This window comes from Oceanobacillus sp. NCCP-135 (genome assembly GCF_059698015.1).
The window spans coordinates 132,752-149,769 of the sequence record NZ_BAAKSZ010000007.1; the positions used below are offsets into that span (position 1 = coordinate 132,752).

18 protein-coding genes are annotated in these 17,018 nt (G+C 38.8%); 11 read left to right on the forward strand and 7 right to left on the reverse strand.

The genetic code is table 11. The annotated features are described in order from the left end of the window. Positions 1–84 precede the first annotated feature (84 nt). Positions 85–1,587 carry a tetratricopeptide repeat protein gene (locus AC6HVZ_RS07280; protein ID WP_497557486.1) on the forward strand — a complete coding sequence of 501 codons (1,503 nt, stop codon included), beginning with the start codon at positions 85–87 and terminating at the stop codon, positions 1,585–1,587. Positions 1,588–1,763: 176 nt separating this feature from the next. On the opposite strand, the gene AC6HVZ_RS07285 is transcribed toward AC6HVZ_RS07280, so the two are convergent. Both AC6HVZ_RS07285 and AC6HVZ_RS07290 read right to left on the reverse strand, forming a co-directional pair. After that, entirely contained in the window at positions 1,764–2,483 is a 720-nt protein-coding gene (locus tag AC6HVZ_RS07285) for a Crp/Fnr family transcriptional regulator (protein WP_497557487.1), read from the reverse strand. A gap of 155 nt (positions 2,484–2,638) precedes the next feature. Then, positions 2,639–3,115, reverse strand: coding sequence for a hypothetical protein (locus AC6HVZ_RS07290; protein ID WP_497557488.1), 477 nt, complete (start codon positions 3,113–3,115; stop codon positions 2,639–2,641). Between the two features lie 647 nt (positions 3,116–3,762). On the opposite strand from AC6HVZ_RS07290, the gene manA reads away from it, so the two are divergent. The 5 genes from manA (at position 3,763) to AC6HVZ_RS07315 (ending at position 8,970) form a co-directional block, all read left to right on the forward strand. Then, positions 3,763–4,719, forward strand: coding sequence for a mannose-6-phosphate isomerase, class I (gene manA, locus AC6HVZ_RS07295; RefSeq protein WP_497557489.1), 957 nt, complete (start codon positions 3,763–3,765; stop codon positions 4,717–4,719). A 15-nt stretch (positions 4,720–4,734) separates the two neighbouring features. After that, the gene (locus AC6HVZ_RS07300) at positions 4,735–5,598 is read left to right on the forward strand and encodes an ROK family protein (protein WP_497557490.1); all 864 of its coding nucleotides are present in this window, start codon (positions 4,735–4,737) and stop codon (positions 5,596–5,598) included. A gap of 202 nt (positions 5,599–5,800) precedes the next feature. Beyond that, positions 5,801–6,385 (forward strand): Uma2 family endonuclease, encoded by a 585-nt coding sequence (locus AC6HVZ_RS07305; RefSeq protein WP_497557491.1) that lies wholly within the window; start codon positions 5,801–5,803, stop codon positions 6,383–6,385. A 780-nt stretch (positions 6,386–7,165) separates the two neighbouring features. Further along, the gene (locus AC6HVZ_RS07310; protein WP_497557492.1) at positions 7,166–7,810 is read left to right on the forward strand and encodes a 5-bromo-4-chloroindolyl phosphate hydrolysis family protein; all 645 of its coding nucleotides are present in this window, start codon (positions 7,166–7,168) and stop codon (positions 7,808–7,810) included. Beyond that, the gene (locus AC6HVZ_RS07315; RefSeq protein WP_497557493.1) at positions 7,807–8,970 is read left to right on the forward strand and encodes a toxic anion resistance protein; all 1,164 of its coding nucleotides are present in this window, start codon (positions 7,807–7,809) and stop codon (positions 8,968–8,970) included. Before AC6HVZ_RS07310 ends, AC6HVZ_RS07315 begins: the two co-directional genes overlap by 4 nt. Positions 8,971–9,035: 65 nt before the next feature. Here AC6HVZ_RS07315 and AC6HVZ_RS07320 read toward each other — a convergent pair whose 3' ends face one another. Further along, the gene (locus AC6HVZ_RS07320; RefSeq protein WP_497557494.1) at positions 9,036–9,296 is read right to left on the reverse strand and encodes a DUF3006 domain-containing protein; all 261 of its coding nucleotides are present in this window, start codon (positions 9,294–9,296) and stop codon (positions 9,036–9,038) included. A gap of 3 nt (positions 9,297–9,299) precedes the next feature. Continuing rightward, positions 9,300–10,556 carry an MBL fold metallo-hydrolase gene (locus AC6HVZ_RS07325; protein ID WP_497557495.1) on the reverse strand — a complete coding sequence of 419 codons (1,257 nt, stop codon included), beginning with the start codon at positions 10,554–10,556 and terminating at the stop codon, positions 9,300–9,302. Positions 10,557–10,830: 274 nt separating this feature from the next. Here AC6HVZ_RS07325 and AC6HVZ_RS07330 point away from each other — a divergent pair, with 274 nt between their 5' ends. Together AC6HVZ_RS07330 and AC6HVZ_RS07335 are read left to right on the forward strand one after the other, a co-directional pair. Beyond that, complete coding sequence (locus tag AC6HVZ_RS07330; RefSeq protein ID WP_497557496.1) at positions 10,831–11,133, forward strand: DUF3006 domain-containing protein; 303 nt, start codon at positions 10,831–10,833, stop codon at positions 11,131–11,133. Positions 11,134–11,204: 71 nt separating this feature from the next. Further along, on the forward strand, positions 11,205–12,224 hold the full coding sequence (locus AC6HVZ_RS07335) for a hypothetical protein (protein ID WP_497557497.1): 1,020 nt from the start codon (positions 11,205–11,207) through the stop codon (positions 12,222–12,224). A 147-nt stretch (positions 12,225–12,371) separates the two neighbouring features. On the opposite strand, the gene AC6HVZ_RS07340 is transcribed toward AC6HVZ_RS07335, so the two are convergent. The 3 genes from AC6HVZ_RS07340 to AC6HVZ_RS07350 form a co-directional block, all read right to left on the reverse strand. Continuing rightward, positions 12,372–12,803, reverse strand: coding sequence for a YkvA family protein (locus AC6HVZ_RS07340; RefSeq protein WP_497557498.1), 432 nt, complete (start codon positions 12,801–12,803; stop codon positions 12,372–12,374). 111 nt (positions 12,804–12,914) lie between these two features. Next, entirely contained in the window at positions 12,915–13,433 is a 519-nt protein-coding gene (locus AC6HVZ_RS07345) for a YbaK/EbsC family protein (RefSeq protein WP_497557499.1), read from the reverse strand. A gap of 136 nt (positions 13,434–13,569) precedes the next feature. Beyond that, a complete protein-coding gene (locus AC6HVZ_RS07350; RefSeq protein ID WP_497557500.1) occupies positions 13,570–14,337 on the reverse strand; it encodes a YqjF family protein in 768 nt (255 codons plus the stop codon). Positions 14,338–14,497: 160 nt separating this feature from the next. On the opposite strand from AC6HVZ_RS07350, the gene AC6HVZ_RS07355 reads away from it, so the two are divergent. From AC6HVZ_RS07355 to AC6HVZ_RS07365, 3 genes are all read left to right on the forward strand, one after another. Further along, positions 14,498–14,689 (forward strand): hypothetical protein, encoded by a 192-nt coding sequence (locus tag AC6HVZ_RS07355; RefSeq protein WP_497557501.1) that lies wholly within the window; start codon positions 14,498–14,500, stop codon positions 14,687–14,689. 195 nt (positions 14,690–14,884) lie between these two features. Continuing rightward, a complete protein-coding gene (gene nagA, locus AC6HVZ_RS07360) occupies positions 14,885–16,057 on the forward strand; it encodes an N-acetylglucosamine-6-phosphate deacetylase (protein WP_497557502.1) in 1,173 nt (390 codons plus the stop codon). A 363-nt stretch (positions 16,058–16,420) separates the two neighbouring features. Then, positions 16,421–16,915: a coiled-coil domain-containing protein gene (locus AC6HVZ_RS07365; protein ID WP_497557503.1), complete on the forward strand. Its 495-nt coding sequence runs from the start codon at positions 16,421–16,423 to the stop codon at positions 16,913–16,915. Positions 16,916–17,018: the final 103 nt, after the last annotated feature.

Sequence of the window (17,018 nt, forward strand, 5' to 3'; positions counted from 1 at the left end):
CTGTACCATAGGTTTGATCACCGAAAACAAAAGGACTCCCACTGCTCGTCCAACCGGAAAAAATGTGATAAGGTTGTGAATCTCATGCTAAGCAACAGCAAACTAAGTTCAGCAAAACGATTATCATTAAGAGAAGAAATAAAGAATCATAGCAATGCCGGGGACGTTGACAAAGCAAAAGCCCCCGTACAGGAATTAGAAACCTACCTGGCAGATTTAACTGAACGAAAGACAAATGACAGATTTCTGATTCTAACGACACTGGCGAAGTATTTTAGAAATAGAAATCATTACGATAAATCTGCAAGCTATAGCAGGCAGGCGATCAATCTAGCCAAAAAACTAGATAACGCTTATACAGAGGTTCTGATTGATACATATTTGGATTATGCAGGATTAGAGCGTGACTATGGCCAATTAGCGGATGCGCGGATACTCCTGGCAAAGCTGCTGCAGCTGCTGGAAACAACAAAATGGCAGGACCCAAGTGCTTTTGGACTAACATACATTAATTTAGGCAAAGTGTATCTCGATGAAGGAAATAGTCAGCTCGGGATCTTTCAATTGGAAAAGGCGCTGCATTATTTTCGCAAAAGCTATGCTGAAACGGACCCAATTATAGTTGAAACCATCCAGGCCATAGCGGAAGCTTCCATTCAAATGGAAAATTATCAGCATGCACTGTCCCTTTATCAGGATTTGCTAGAAGTCTATCAAAAAGAAGAGAATAAACTTTCTGTGGCAAAAACACGAATGAAGCTTGGTGAAATCTACTATTATCTTGATTTAAAAAAAGCGAAGGTCGCGATTACAGAAGCATTAAACATATTTGTAGCAGAATATGAAGGAAAACATCTGGATATCGCAAAAGCAAATTTAATGCTGGCTGAACTAGAAGAAAATGTAGGTGAATTAACGGAAAGCCTTGTGTATTATCAGCAATCACTTTTTCAGCTTGTGGATATCTATCAAGCGAATCATTTCCTGATCGTCTACACCTATTTAAAACTGGGAGGCCTATCCCTCCAGCTAAATGAGTTGGATACAGCAAAGGATTATTTTGAGAAAGGGTTCCCTCTTGCAACGGAATTTCCCAACATCAGATTATCATTTTTAATAGGCTTGGGAAAGGCTTATTCCAATCTGGGAATGCATGAAAAGGCAATTTCCATGTATCAGGAATTTTTACAGTATCTTGAAAAAGAGGGACGACAAAAAGCAAAGGGCTATGCGGATACGCTGCAGGCCATCGCAAGTAGTTTTCTGAAGCAAAGAAAATATAAAGCTGCTGACGCTTATTATGTAAAGGCATTGGCAAGTTATGAGCAACTAACAGGAAACAATGGATTAGAAACAGGCTTGATCCACATTCGATTGGCTAATTGCTATGAATATAAGCAAGAAAAGGATATAGATCAAGCATCGATCTATTTGGAAAAAGGAATTGGGATGCTTGAGAAGTATCCGCATCAACGTATGCTGGCTGAAGCTTATCATGCTGCAATAGACTTTTTTACACGTCATGGCAGGGAGGAAAAGCAAAGAGAGTATGCAGCGAAAGTTGTTCAGCTCACAGCAACAACTTGAGCATCAGTGAGAAGAAATAACGAGTGTTACGAATAGCAGACAAACGAGCCTGAGCCCTCTAGTATCTCCGTATTTCTGTAACAGCTCAAGGCTTTTAACCAACGCAAATCGATGTCGTTCTTCCTTTAAATAGGAAAATAGCAGAAAAAAGAGACACGGATAATGTCCCTTTTACGCTAGCATATATTGCAAATTTCAATGGGGCAGTTTTCGCAGCCATTTTCTTCCTTTAAGTATTCCACGTTTTTAACAAGGATTTTTTTTGCGGGCTGCATTTCGATAATGTCGAGCTTCCTAAGTTCACCGAGCATTCGATTTACACTCTCACGTGTGCATGAACAGAACTTAGCCAGCTCCTGATTGGTTAAAGGGATATCTATTAGAATCCCATTGTTTTTCATTACCCCAAAGCTGTTGGTAAAACGGATCAGTGTTGAATACAGTGCACCTTTTTTTCCATTTAATAAAAGGTCTCTAATTTTGGATTGGAATTTCCTCATATGATTACTGGTCCATTTCATTGCTTCAATGGCTAAGGGACCATTTTTCATTAATTCCGTTTCCAACGTTTCCTTATCAATCGCTAATACTTCACCAGACTCGATTACTCTAGCGCTCAAGAAGTATTTAGGATTAGCTGTGAATAGCGTTAATTCACCGATGATATCATTGTTTGTGCAAATTCTAAGTGATAACTCTTTCCCGTCCGAGGTGAGCTTGCTAATATGGATGATACCTGATTTTATTAAATAAATTTCATGTGCATCCATTCCTTCATGGAAAAGAAAACGATCCTTCTCGATTCTTTTGAGATTTCCGATAGCATAAAGTAGGGTGCGAAATTCCTCAGATATTACCTCATTGTTCTGATGGTTAACAAGTGAACTCAAGTGCATAGCAATCATCCCCTTATTTTCATCTATACATCTAGTTTAACACTTATCATGTGGTATAAATGCTGGGGAAATTACAAAAATGTGAACTTTTTCACGTTAATTAGGATGCAATTGACGGCATATTTTAGCCAGAAAACTATCGGTACAGCCACATTTTATAAGAGAATATGCACTACAATTAGGAAAAACATGGTTAGCCCAAGTCTTAAATGAAGCCATCGTTTCGGTGCGGATGGCTTTATTCGCCGCATCCACCCACTAATTACAACACATGCAAGTATGATCCCTGTTAAAAGCCCACTCAGGATTTTCGGCTGGTGCAGGTGAAAACCAAACGTATCAAGAACCAATATGGCGTGAATTGTAATGATGACAAGCGCCATTGTGCCAATCCATCTGTGAAATGGCATTACTTTCTTGGAAAAATTCGCAAACCTGATTTTTTTGCTCCGATCCGCTGAATTGCGAATTGTGGAAAAAACGGCATGCCTTGTCCAATTAAATAATACAAAAATCAAGCCAATCATTCCGAATAAAATAGGTAGTTGAATATGCGGAAATCCATTACTGAACATGACTTTCCATAACGCTGTAAGGAGTACAAAAAGGTTGAAGTAAAACCACTTGTTCATAGGAGCCTCCCTTAGACGAAGTTGTTCTGTACTGTGAGAACTTTTCACTGTCTAGTTCTGTACTGTGTGGGTAAATTATATCATAAAGGTTTGCTTTTAGGATGTGAGGTAGAACACGATGCAGAGAATTTAAAGGGAGCATAGAGAAAACTTGAGAGGGGGGTGTGGTTTATCATTTTGTTTCATGCTCATTTAACTTTTTCATAGCTGAAACCCTCCAATCGCTATTTCCTGCTTAACTCTTATGTTGGGTTGATAGATACTGGAGCGAAGTTGAGAGAAAAGGATGTGAAGTTGAGACAAAAGGGTAGAAAGTTGAGAGGACAGGGTAGGAAGTTGAGAGAACATGATAAAAAGTTGAGAGATAAGTCAACTTATAGCTTTCACTCTCAACTAACAGTACTTATCTCTCAACTATAGGCATTATCTCTCAACTAACAGTACTTATCTCTCAACTATAGGCATTATCTCTCAACTAACAGTACTTATCTCTCAACTATAGGCATTCTTCTCCTTTTCATAGTTAAACCTCACTTATCTCCCTCCGTAAAACCGGGGTTTATTTGTGATATTATACCATGTCACGTATGTCTTTGATATAATCATAAGTATCAATTAAATGAATAGTATAATGGAGGTTGGAGCAGATGTATAATGAACCAATTTTTTTACAGCCCGTATTGCAGGAACGTATCTGGGGTGGTGAAAAGCTGCACACGGAATACGGCTACGCTATTCCATCAGATAAGACCGGGGAGGCCTGGGTGATTTCCGCCCATCCGAATGGACCTAGTGTTATAGAAAATGGACCACTTGCTGGCAAAACACTAATGGAAGCTTGGAAGCAGCATGGTGAATTATTTAATAAAGCTCCCGATAATAAAGAGGAGTATCCATTGCTTGTAAAAATATTGGATGCAGCTGACGATTTGTCTGTCCAAGTGCATCCCGATGATCAATTTGCTCGAGAAGTTGAGGGAGAACCATACGGGAAAACAGAATGCTGGTATGTGCTACAGGCAGAACCGAATGCACATCTTGTGTTGGGGCATCATGCAACGACCCGAGAAGAATTGGAGCGAATGATGGATCATGGCGAATGGGAAAAACTGCTTCAATATAAACAGGTGCAGGCGGGAGATTTTGTCTATGTTCCAAGTGGCACAATTCATGCTATTGGAAAAGGCATTGTCATCCTTGAAACACAGCAAAGCTCTGATATTACCTATCGAGTGTATGATTATGATCGTAAGGATACAGCAGGCAAGACAAGGGAGTTGCATCTAGAAAGGTCAAAAGAAGTAATCGCAGTACCACACCGACCAGCGGAAAGTAAGCAGCGTGAAGCGTTAGCTGGTGATCTAACAATTAAAAAGCTAGTAGAGGAAAAATACTTTACGGTGTATCATTGGGAGTTGACTGGGAGTGTCAGTCGTAAATTGGAGCATGATTTCCTGCAGGTGAGTGTAATTGAAGGAAGCGCCCGAATAACAGTTGGAGAGAGAACATTCCAAGCCAAAAAAGGCAGCCATTTTATTTTGCCACATGGGGTAAATGAATATGAAATTTCTGGAAATGCACAGTTTGTCGTGTCACATACGTAGGGGGGAGAAGGTTAAATGAATATTGGTGCAATCGAAGCTGGTGGAACAAAATTTGTCTGTGGAATTGGGAATGAGCATGGGGAGATTTTCGAAAAAATAAGTATCCCGACAAGGAAGCCGGAAGAAACGATGAAGGATGTTTTTCAGTTTTTTGCTGGAAAACAGCTGGAACGAATGGGAATTGGCTCCTTTGGTCCGATACAGGTTAATCGTGACAGGTCAGATTATGGGACGATTTTGGAAACGCCGAAAACAGCCTGGAAATATTTTCCGTTGCTTGAAGAAGTAAAAAAGAATTTTTCCAAAGATATGCCAATTGTTGTCGATACAGATGTGAATGCGGCAGCGTTTGGAGAAATGAAGTGGGGAGCGGCAAAAGGGCTTGATTCCTGTGTGTATTTTACAGTAGGAACCGGGATCGGCGCGGGTGCTGTTGTCCGTGGGAAGCTGGTACATGGGCTACTGCATCCGGAAGCTGGACATATGTTTGTAAAACGCCATCCGGATGATGAATTTGAAGGAAGCTGCCCATATCATGGCGATTGCTTGGAGGGGCTTGCTTCAGGTACAGCAATGTATGCAAGATGGGGCAAAGCAGGTGTGGATATACATAATGAAGACGCCTGGGATATCGAGGCGTATTATTTGGCGCAGACAGCGATAAATGCACTGCTCACATACGCTCCGGAAAAAATTATCTTTGGGGGAGGCGTTTTAAATCACTCTGGTTTAATTGAAAATGTGAGGGAGCAATTTTCGAAACTGTTGAATGGCTACATTAAAAAAGATGAAGTAAGTGAAGATGTAGATAACTATATTGTGCTTCCAGGGCTTGGTTCAGAAGCTGGACTTAAAGGGAGTTTGGCTCTTGTGTTGTAGGGTGCAGGATTCAACTGATAAAGGGAAATTCAAGCAAAAAAAGCTGTTAGCAGTACCATGCTGCTAACAGCTTTTTTGAACGCCCCCAAAAGAATAGCAAAAACAGGATTCAAAGTGTACCTTGATTCGCTTTAATTTGCTTGCTCTGTTAAGTAATACTTGCTAAAATTCAGTTAAATCATCGATAATGGAGGTTTAGAAAATGACAACCTTGGATAAAAATAAAACCTACACCCTAGATGAATTCTTACTATACGTCAAAGAAGAGCGCGTAGAATTATATGAAGGTATCCCTGTTTTTATGGCACCCGCTTCTTTCCAACACGAAAACGTCATTGCAAATGTAATGGGAGAGTTCAGAATTGCACTCAAAGGTAGTAAATGTCTCATATTTGGCAGCAATCTACAGGTTGTTTTCCCTTTTAAAGATGAAAAGAAAGGAAAAGACGATGTAGTTGTATTACCTGACATTTCCATTGTATGTGACACGAGCAAACTTCGTAATAAGCGTTGTAACGGTGCACCGGATTTGGTTGTTGAAGTGCTGTCACCTAGCACCGGACGTAACGACCGCTTGTTAAAACGAAATTACTATGAAAAGGCTGGTGTAAAAGAGTACTTAATCGTTGATGAACAAAATCAACACATTGAAAAATATCTTCTCCATGAGGATTCACTTAAGCTGGAAGAAATCTATGCAAACGAAAATCAGCCTTTCATTTCAACATGCTTCCCGAACATTAATTTATCTCTTGATGATATATTTTCTTTTAAGAAAATCGATTAATAATAGCTATTTGCCACACCCGAATATTTCTGAAAGTTTTTAATGGTTGTCCCGGGGGATTAAGAACAGAAATCTTCAATTGATCAGTTATCACCTGTCAAACTTTCCCGGGTTGTTCAACAAAGTCCGACACCCCCTTTTTACGAAATCTGTGGTCATAATTTTTTTGATTTATCACGCATTAACGGGTTGTAATACCCCCACCTCCAAGCGTGAGAAATCCCAAACGTGAAGGTGGGGGAATCCCTTGTGTCATACCCTTGCAGTATATACAGTCCGTATATTTCCTGATTTTGTTCAAGGCTCCCGAAGTAGTATTATTGGACAACTAATTACGCTAAATTGCCCTATAACTGTTAATTTTATTTTAGCTTAGTGAATTATTTAATAGAAGGCTAATGTTTAGTAATAGTTCTAAAACACATACTTAGAAAGCGGATTCATTCTATAGTAAAATAGTAATATACCAATCTACGAGGATAAACTTGAAATGAAGGCAAAGCAAACGGTTTATGTCAATGAATTTACGGATGGGATTCTTGATCCGGCATTGTCCGATAGACCACCTCGCTAAGCCCAAATCACCTCTATGATTGTTTATATTGACAATAAATATTCTATAAATCCCTTCAAGCTTGGCAAGAAACAGCATTCTCCATTAGAATAGTAGATAAGTGAAACTTTTGTCTAAATGAATCGTAGAACTAAGTACTGGATTATACAATTACAATTTCAGTTATACTATTTATTAGTGGAATTTTAAAATAGGAGTTGGAAAACATGAGAGGATTTTTTCAATTTATATTGCGGTCCACTGCAGCTTCAAGTGGTGCTGTAGTGATAGGGCTGTTAAGCTTTTTTGCCTTTAGTCAAACCTTTCTCATTTCCAGTCTGTATGCCCTGGCTGGTGGAGCGGTTCTATATGTATCTGTAAAGCAAATTGGAAACTTCCGCTTACTACAAAAAGAAGGTCTAAGTCGAAAAGAATTTAAATATATCAAAAAAAATCTGAAGGAAGCAAAATATAAACTATCCCGCCTGCAGAAAGCGTTACTGCAAGTGAAGAGTCTTGATCAGGCAAAGCAGAACTTCGAAATTATTCGTACGGTACGTAAAATTTATTCAAATACAAAAAAGGAACCGAAACGTTTTTATCAGGCTGAGGGATTTTATTATAAAAACCTGGATTCACTTGTTGAAATAACGGAAAAATACGTATATCTATCGTCACAGCCTGCAAAATCACGGGAAATGGCAGAATCTCTGTTGGATACAAAAAGGACAATCAGAAGTTTAAATGAAACCGTGAAGAAGGATTTACACATCATGTTAAAGGATGATGTGGAAACATTGCATTTTGAGCTTGATGTGGCCAAGCAATCATTGAACAGAACGAATCAGAATAATGGGAGTGTCTTAAAATGAATGAACATAATGAAAGCAAACGTTCCAATACCATCGATGAGCTACTGGCCAATCCGTTTGGGGAAAATGGTTTTACGGAGCAAGCAAATGAGATGCGACAGGCTGAGGACAAGCCTACGAATGTGATCGATACATTGCCTGAAGCAAGCAAAAGGAAGGCAATCCAGCTGGCAAGTCAAATTGATCCAAATGATGCCCTGTCCATTTCCGCATTTGGAACAGAGGCGCAATCAAAGCTGTTGGACTTTTCCCATCATATGCTTGACCATGTTCAAAATAAAGACGCTGGTGAAATTGGGGGAATTTTAACAGATCTAATGAAAAAATTGGAGCAGGTTAATCCAGAGGAACTCAAGCCTGAAAAACGAGGCTTGCTTTCACGTATGTTTGGCAAAATTTCAAGCTCTGTGAATGAGATTCTTTCAAAATACCAAAAAACCGGTGCACAAATTGATCGGATTAGTGTGAAGCTTGAACATAGTAAAAATGCATTACAAACCGATAACGGTATGCTTGATAAGATGTTTGATAAAAACCGGGATTATTATGATGCCTTAAATATTTATATTGCTGCTGGTGAGGTAAAGCTTCATGAGCTGGAAACGAAGGCGATCCCAGAGCTAAAACGAAAAGCGGAACTTAGCCAAAATCAAATGGATTTTCAAGAAGTAAATGACTTGCTGCAATTTGCCGAGAGACTTGATAAGCGGACACATGATTTAAAATTAAGTCGACAAATAACCATGCAAAGTGCACCACAAATTCGTTTAATTCAAAATACGAATCAGGCACTGGTTGAAAAGATCCAAGCCTCTATTCTGACGGCTATCCCACTTTGGAAAAATCAAATTGCAATTGCCTTAACCCTGCTTCGTCAGCGCAATGCAGTTGAAGCACAAAAACAAGTATCCAAGACAACCAATGATTTATTGCTCAAAAATGCGGAGATGCTAAAGGCGAATACAATTGAAACAGCAAAGGAAAATGAACGGGGTCTTGTTGATATTGAAACATTAAAGCAGACACAGGAGCATTTGGTTACTACAATAGAGGAAACATTACAGATTCAGACAGAGGGGCGTGAAAAACGGCATCAGGCCGAACGGGAATTGGTTGGCATGGAAGATGAATTGAAGCAGAAGATGCTGGAACTGAGGTAAAAATTATAATAATAAAACTGCTGGAATGAACGCAGACTCCAGCAGTTTTTTGGTGATAGTACCATTTATTTTTTAAATTTACTCCCATTGCTTTTTGCCCTTAAATGTTTCATCAGATTAGATGATTTTTGTGCTGCTTTTTTTGTTGCTGCATCATTAATGGAGGTGATGACAAACTCACCATTTCTTATTTCGATGTTGAAGTGGGTGTCCACATCGCTGTCCTTTGGCAATGTACTCTTCGGGACAATCAACTCTTCTTTGATTTCTTCAATAAGTATAACAGCTTTATCATTATCTTCAAATCGATCAAGTATGCCTTTCATTTTTTAGCCTCCTACACATGCTAAGTCCTGACTGATAATATCATCCACTCTCGCCGGACCTATTCCTTTTATTTTAACTAAGCCATTAACAGTATGATAGGGTCTCAAATCAATTAAATCCTGTGCTCTTTCTGCTCCAATGTGAATGATTTCCTGTATTTCCTCAATCGATGCTTCATTGATATTTACGCAACTGGTTTGGGAGACCTCTTTATCAGTCTCGCTTTCTTCACTGCTCTCAGGACTGCTTACTGATCCCGTTTTTTTTGGACTAATGGTTCCATCTTTGTTTGTCAGAATATCATAGTCTACACCATCTGTCGTAACAATAATCGTGCCATGCACAGCTGTCCCGTATAAGTTTATCCCTAAATTTTGAATCAGGGAGACTACTTCTGAATGGGGATGTCCATAGCTGTTATCAGCACCTGCGCTATAAATCGCAACAGCTGGATGCACTGCTTTTATGAATGACGGGTCGCTTGATGTAGTTGAACCATGGTGGCCCAGCTGCAGGATATCTGCCTGGACATCAACGCCACTGTTTAGCATTTGTAATTCATCACTTTTTCCAGCATCCCCTGTGAATACAAATTTGATATTCCCATAGGAGAACTTTAATGAAATGGATTCTTCATTTGATTTGCCGGAAATACTGCTCGGATAGAGTACATTTATCTGCATTGGACCGATTTCAAATTCCTCTTTCATCCTTGGTTCATGGAAGTCAGCACCACTCGATATAACAGCCTCCATTGCACGCTGAAATGTTTGTGAGGAGCTTTCATTTCCAGATAACCAGACCTCGCCTGTTTCATATGTATTCACGATTTCCGCCAGCTGGCCAATATGGTCGGCATCTGGATGAGAAACGATGATCAAATCAATCAAGGAAATGTTTTGCTCGGCAAGGTAATTGACCACATCATTGCGCTTCCAGTCCCCTGTATCATATAAAATAGTATAGGAATTATTCTGGTCCTCATATTGAAAAAGGGTTGCATCAGCCTGTCCTGCATCAATATAGTGCACCTTTAATTCGGCTAAGGAGGTAGCGTCTGATGTATTCGCATTCTCCTCAGTAGTGGTTTTTCCTTCTGTTTTCTTTTTCGCTTTAGCTGTTGCTTCATTATTCTCGACTGCAGCTGATTCCGTTGGGTTTTCATCATTCGTTTTTGCTGTTGTGTTGTCCCCAGATTCCTGTCCACACGCTACTAGGACGATAGCTAGAATCATTGTTAGTAGTAATTTCTTATACACGTTATTTCCCCCAAAAATGCTTTTGTTCATCATTTAATAGCGTATCAGAATTTGCGTGGCAAAGATAGATGAATTTTGTCGGAAGGATGGGATGGAAAAAAAGTTAGAACCATGTAAAATTGTATTTTCCAATGGTAATGAAGGGTGATTGGAAGGATTTGCCCTAGAGGAAAATTCAATTTTTCGTAAGAGTTGGCTGCTGGTTTTGGAATTTTACAGATGTGCACTTATTCATCAGCACTGGCATAATGGGGGAAATGCTGGAGGGAAGTTCATGCTGAAAAATATGGTTGTTTACTTACAGGTTATTGTATTTCTTTTTCCACTTGGGTCAGAATCTATCCAATACAATGGTGTGCTGGATCGCTTTGAACAGCAGCAGGCTGTTATTCTGATAGAAGAATTGAACGTGGAGTTGATTTTACCCAAAGATAAATTGCCATCCGGGAGTATAGAAAATACATGGTTTACAATGGAGAAACATGGCAACGCTTTTGAAATTGTTTCTATTAATGGTAAAACAACGTTGGAAGAGGCTGAAAAGACAAGGGATTTAATGGAGAAAATGAGAAAATAGCATTAAAATAATTGATATTTCTAAAAAATCTATTCATACTGGAGGTAGTATGCTATAAGGGGGAAAACATGATGGAATCTTTATTTCAGAAGCATGTAGAGACGTTTACATTTTACGATGGAGAAGGAAATAAGATCGAACGAAATACCGAGGTACGTTTTGATCCACTCACAGGTGAATCCTCACGCTTGGTTTTTGATCCGGAAGTGACACTCACACCACCGGATTACACGGAACCTGCAGAACAGTCTGGTGGGAAGAATTGTCCGTTTTGTCCAGAAAATATTCATCAATTAACGCCTGTTTTTCCCAAAGAAATTGCTCCTGAGGGGCGTATTTCACAAGGGGAATCGATTGGGTTTCCCAATCTATTTCCATACAGCAAGCATAATGGGGTAGTAGTTTTTTCCAAGGATCACTATGTTCGCTTACAGGAATTTACAACTACGATGATAAAAGATGCATTTAGCGCAGCACAAACGTACATTAAGCGTGTAGTAGCGATAGAGGAAAAGGATGTGTATGCATCAATCAACTGGAATTATCTACCATATTCAGGTGGAAGTATTCTCCATCCACATCTGCATGTGCTCGTATCTGAATCTGCAACGAATTATCAAAGCCATTTTGAACGAAAAGCAAGGGCGTTCAAAGAAAATCACGGGAAGGATTACTTGACGTACCTTATGGAAATGGAGAAAGAGAAGGAGGAGCGTTGGATTGGAGAAAAAGGCAATGTAGTATGGATGCACGCATTTGCTCCGAAAAGCCATAATGACTTTCTGGCTGTTTTTCCGAAAGCCACCTCTATTGATGAAATAGATGAACAGGATTGGTCTGATTTTGCTGAAGGATTAAAAGCTATATTTTCAGCATTGACAGAACAGGGATTTGCCAGTTTTAATCTGGTATTTACCGCATCAAATGAGGGTTCACCAGTTCATGCACGGTTGATCCCAAGGCTTACACTTGGTGGTCTTGACACAAGTGATATGAGCTTTTTCCAAGCATTGCACCTGGAACCCCTTTCGTATAAGAAGCCGGAAGATATAGCTGCAAAGGCGAGAGTGCATTTTAAGAAAAATGAGTAGGTTAATACAGAAAAACCCAATCATGGAAGTAACGATTGGGTTTTCCTTGTATTTTTCGGAGAGTCTTTTGTACTGGAGAGTTTATTAGATATACCTATTAAAATTCTTATTACCCCATTTGAATAGAAAACATTCCTAACTCTATTATCAGATCTTCAATTCATTATCAATCTCATCCGTATCATAATTTTCCCCGAAAAGTTTTTTCATTCGAGTATGTGCCTGGTATTTCATCGTATCATCTATACTTGAAATCACACTGTACAATGCCCGGATGATCACTGCAGCATCATCTGCAAAACCGACTACGGGCAGGGCATCTGGTATTAGGTCGATTGGCAGTATCAAATAACCAAGCGCACCAGCAATTGTCCATTTTGCTGACGTTGGAGTGTCCGGACTTTTAAAGGCATTAAATAATAACAGGCTGTAATAGGAAACTTTAATGCCCATCTTTTTTGCATACTTTACTAGTTTTGCAATATATTTTTTCTCGGAAAAGTGCTTTTTGCTTTTTTTTATGGCTTTATCGGGGTTGAAATTGTCCAATTTAATTTCATGTTGTTTTTCTTTTCTCATATTCTGTCCACCTTGTGATTGATAGTTTAAATTTTAGTTGAATCAAGATAGCCGGACAATTAAAAACCAATCGCTGTTAATGAACGATTGGTTCTTAACCATGTATGATTACTAAATCTTTTCATCACGAACACCAACAGTTTCCCCCACCCCTTCTTCCTCCCAGCCTTTACAAACATCAACCCATTCCTTTGCAAATGAAAAAGCAAATAATTCATCACAGGTTAATTCAATTGCTGAGTTGGTGCTGCCACATGCCGGAAATAAACTTGCAAAGCGCTTCATGGAAATATCCAGATAGACATCTAGAACATTTGCCAATCCAAAAGGACAGACGCCGCCGATTGTATGTCCTGTTTGTTCTAAAACTTCGTCGGGTGAAAGCATACGTGCCTTGAAGTTAAACTGTTGTCGAAATTTTTTGTTGTCAATTTTAGCGTCACCTGCTGTAACAACTAGGATCGCTTTAGCTGCTTCTCCTCTGAATGATAATGTTTTTGCAATACGTGCAGGTATAACTCCAATTGTATCTGCTGCCTGCTGAACCGTTGCACTTGAAGAATCGAATTCCATAACATCTTGATCCCGGTTCCACTGTTTGAAATGTTCCTTCACTATTTCTATTGACATTTATATGCATCCTCTCACGTCTGATGTTATGAAGTATAATATCATGCATTATCGTACCAAGGCAAAAGACGTGATCGGTAAAGCGTACATATTTATTTTTTATATAAATATAAAGTTAAAAGTGAAAGTGAGATTATTATTGTCTGCGGGAAGCTTTTTTATTCCCATCCCTTACCTTCTTGATCATCCAAAACAATGCCCTTTTAGATCTCACATAATGTAATACTGGTTTTGTATCGAGAATATTTTCGGGGAAATACGAGGTCATCGTCTGTGTTTCTACATCTGCTCTCGCTTCCTGGATTTCCCATTTTCGATGATGAATCCCTCCGCTAAATAAAGAACCATTCCGATAGGTATAAAGAAAATAACGTTCCATTAACCAATGATTAAGACTCTCTTTTTCAGGATAAAAGGGAGCTCCAATTGGTTGATAGCTTCCTTTAAAAGCAGCAGATTTCTTCCCTACTCTTCTAGATGAAAAGGAAAAACTACTTGCTTCTTTTTTCATTTCCATTCGTGCATAAAAATAAGGTAATGTCGCCATCCTTGCACCTATAACCGCATGCAATTTACTGGCATCCAGACTGAAAAAATAGATTCCTGAAATCCCGCTATGTTTTACATAGGTACGTACATTTAATTCCAAAAAAGAATGGAGGTATGGAAGCTGTGGCATTTTGCGAAGGCGCAGTGCACTTACTTTAAATGGAATGATGGAAATCCAGGCATGTCCATCATATGTATCGAGTTCCAGTCCAGGCGGCAGTTGGGTCACCATTATGTCAGCTGAGATAGGCCAATGCATAAATAATAGATGATCCCATTGCTGCATCATCATCCAAGGCCCTTTGGGAAGCTGATATTCCCGGTGTCCAGTGCGTTTTAAGATCTTATTATACATGGTCTGCCTCCCATAGAGCTTTTATAATCTACTGTTTAGTATGATCAGCAGTAGATGTTTTATCCGAAGAACTTTTCAGGGTGAAAAAAGGATGAATTATATATTGGAATCGGGACAAAATAGTTTTGTGTTACTTTACCATGAAAAAGGAGGGTCAGTCATGAATGATAACAACAATAAGCGTAACAACCGTAGGAACAACAATAATAATCAAAATCAGAATGTAAATAACGTTGAATTCGCCAATGAAAATGAATTTAACGATATCGATTTTGATAACAATGATAACAATAATAACAACGAAAACAACAGAAACAACAACAGAAAAAACAATAATAACAATCGTAGATAACGGAAAGAAAACCTGTATCTGAGGCTTTGGATATAGGTTTTTTTATCCCATGATTGTTGACTACGCTTTACATTGCCTGCTAACAATGACCCTTTTCTTCGTCCACCTCTTTGCGGCAGATGTCACCCTTGATTTTCAAATTGACATTAAAAAGTCACAGCGATATAGTTAAGCTAGCTGAAAGGATGGGGACAAATGGAAGCAATAGCACCAATCTTAATTAAAAATGCAAAAATATATACTGAAGATGCCATGATTGAAAATGGCTACATACTGCTTGAAAATGGAAAAATAGAGTCTATTTCTGTTGTGAAACCAGTGGACATGCCGGGAAATATGAAGGTAATTGATGGAACCGATTTAAGTGTCATCCCCGGGTTTATCGATGGACACATCCACGGGGCAGCTGGTGCAGATGTGATGGATGCGACGGAAGAAGCGTTGGATACAATGGCTAGCTTCCTGCCTGGTGAGGGAACGACGAGTTTTCTGGCAACAACTATTACCCAATCACCAGAAAACATTGAAAATGCATTAGTGAATACGGCGAATTATAAAAACAAGCCAGGTCAAGCGGAAATGATCGGTGTCCATTTGGAAGGACCGTTTATTGAAAAAAGTAAAGCTGGAGCGCAACCACTTGAATATATTGAGGAACCTAGTCTGGAGCAATTTAATAAATGGCAGCTTTTGTCAGGTGGAAAAATAAAAACGATCACCATGGCACCAGAGCATGATGCAGATGGGTCATTTATTCATGCTTTACATGAAACAGGTGTAAATGTGTCTGCTGGACATACGGGTACAAATTTTGCCGGAATGAAAGTGGCAGTATCCCGTGGTGTTCGTCAATTGACACATCTTTGCAATGCAATGGCAGGGATTCATCATCGAGATGTTGGTGTTGTTGGGGCGGCTTTTCAATTGCAGGAATTGCGGGCAGAACTAATTGCTGATGGAATTCATGTTGCACCAGAGATGCTGCAAATAATTTATAATGCGATGGGAAGCGAGCGAATTATTTTAATAACGGATGCGATGCGTGCCAAAGGATTGTCAGCCGGAGACTATGAACTTGGTGGACAGCCTGTGAAGGTTTCGGATACACGAGCCTTACTGGAAAATGGCTCATTGGCTGGAAGCATCTTAAAAATGCATGAGGGTGCAAAACAGATGCTCCAGTTAGATGGAGTATCATTGGAAAATATCATTGAAATGGCCTCCGTGAATCCGGCAAAGCAGCTTGGAGTTTTTGAGGCAAAAGGAAGCATTGCACCTGGTAAAGCTGCAGATGTTTTGGTGGTGGATGAGGAGCTGCAAGTTAAATATACTATTTGTGGCGGTGTAGTGGGATTTGTTGGAGAGTAGGTAGGAAAAGTGTGATTCTATGCCCTGATCTCTATTATTTTTGGATAAAAAGCTGTTAGTCTGATAGCGCATGATGTAATGCTGTTGAGACTAGCAGTTTTTTATTTTTCAAAAAAAAACAAGAATTTCATTTTTATCTCTCTAACAACCACTCATTTCAGTATTTTGTCCTAGAAGAAAATTAAATTTTAATACCCTGGATCCCCATCAAACACACTTTTTAGCCTTTTGATTTTTCTATTAAACTACCTTATCTTATAGACATCACAGAGAAAGGAGAGAACTTTGCAATATATAGCGTATCAATTTTCATCTAGTAAGAATCCAAGGAATGATTTATAATAAAAACAGGGAGTGAAGCGTATGGAAAATAATGAAATTTTAAATGCGATCCTGAATCAACAGAAAGAATTTCAAGAAGAATTTAGAAGTGAAATTAGCACGGTGAAGAGTGAAATTAATACTGTGAAAAATGAATTAAAAACTATGAAGAGTGAAATTAATACTGTGAAAAATGAATTAAAAACTATGAAGAGTGAAATTAGCACTGTGAAAAATGAAATCAATACTGTGAAGAGTGAATTTAAAAAGCATGATCAGCGCTTTGATAGTATTGATGAAAGATTTAACGTAATGGACGAAAAATTTGGAGGAATAGATGAAAGATTTAATGAATTGGACCAAAAGGTAGATCCCCATATATCGCAAACAATTAATGCTACAAATACACTGTTTGATAAATTAAACAACATGAATGAAAAGCTGGATAAAAATATTGTGACCAGATTTGAATTAGATTTTCAATCTGAGAAAATTCGTAATTTGGAAAAAGAGGTTTTTAAGCTTAAACAACAATAAAGATAGCACCTTCTTTCACATTCGATAGGATTGAAATTATAATAATAATAAAAGCTGTTAAAACCATCATGCTTATTGTTCATGCCATATAGTCGAACAGCTT